At 54.4% G+C, this 1,306-nt stretch carries 1 protein-coding gene; it reads right to left on the bottom strand.

Annotated features, from left to right (window positions below; all coding sequences use genetic code 11):
* Positions 1–22: 22 nt before the first annotated feature.
* A protein-coding gene (locus HMPREF2129_RS10450; RefSeq protein WP_156959289.1) for an IS3 family transposase occupies positions 23–1,257 on the bottom strand; the annotation gives its coding sequence in 2 pieces (ribosomal slippage) (positions 23–969 and positions 969–1,257; 1,236 coding nt in all).
* Positions 1,258–1,306 lie beyond the last annotated feature (49 nt).

The following is a 1,306-nucleotide window of genomic DNA, read 5'->3' as shown; positions in this document are numbered from 1 at the left end:
TGAAGTGCCCCGGGTTTTGTTCCTAGGCATTTGCCTTGATTTCCATTATTTCTTGGGCCGGGTTGGTTTCCCAAAACTCTGCCTCAACCTCAGCTGGCGTGCGATAGCCGAGACTTTGGTGAAGCCGTATCTCGTTCCACCAATTGACCCATTCAAACGTCGCAATCTCAACGTCCACCACGTCTGCCCACGCTCGTCGATGAATCAGTTCATTTTTGTAGGAACCATTGACGTTTTCAGCCAAGGCATTGTCGTAGGAGTCCCCAACGGTCCCGGTTGACGCTGCAATTCCGTGCTCGGCCAATCGCTCGTTGTAGACAATGCTCACATATTGCGAGCCATGGTCAGAGTGGTGAATTAGCCCTGCCGTTTCCTTCGCGCTTACGATCGCCTGGTTGAGTGCCTGCAGTGGCAGCGCCTCGGTGCGCATCGAATCCGATAGCGCCCATCCGACGATCCTTCGGGAGAACACGTCGGTCACAAAAGCGGTGTACACGAATCCTTTTCTGGTGCGCACATAGGTAATATCGGCCACCCACAATCGGGCCGGTGCCGGGGCTTTGAACTTGCGATTAACTAAATCAGGACGCAGATCTGGGCCCTTCGGCTTGCGGGTAGTGATAGGAGACTTACCTTTACCTTTGCCGCTGACCCCAGCAAGGCGCATCAAACGGGCGGTCTGCTCACGACCAACATCGATTCCTTCACGGCGCAGAACATGCCACATCTTACGGATGCCGTAGACGCCAAAGTTTTCCTCATGGAGCTTACGAATATGCTCGACAAGGGCGGCGTCACGAAGAGTGCGGGCACTCATGCCACGGGCTTTTGATTGGCGGTATCCACGGGAGGTGATGAAACCGCCAATACGGTGGGTGTTTAACGTCTCGCAAATGAACTCGACTGTGAAACAATCCCGATACTCATCGATGAATTGGATCATTTCCGACGTTGGGGGCCGAGTTCCGACGCGAAAAAAGCCGAGGCAGCCTTCAGCAACTCATTGGTGTCACGAAGCTCCTGGTTTTCGCGACGTAACCTGGCATTTTCGGCCGCCAAGTCTTCCGGCATGCGCTCAACAACGCGCCCTACACGTCGAGCGGCCTGCGTCCACTGCCGGGCAGTATGCCACGAAACACCCAGTTTCGGCGCCACAATCTTGCACGCTTCCTGCATGGAAATATTCTCTGCCAGGATGCGATCCTCAACAAGACGGACCACCCGATCCTTCGCATCCTGATCAAACTTCTTTGGCATGTTCCAAATTTTCCCATCTACTCAGGCGGAACAAAACCTGGGACACTTC

The sequence above is a fragment of the Corynebacterium tuscaniense DNF00037 genome (assembly GCF_000759055.1).
Lineage (GTDB): Bacteria > Actinomycetota > Actinomycetes > Mycobacteriales > Mycobacteriaceae > Corynebacterium > Corynebacterium tuscaniense.
The sequence above is the reverse complement of the archived record's forward strand: the minus strand, read 5'-3'. Positions and strand labels throughout refer to the sequence as shown.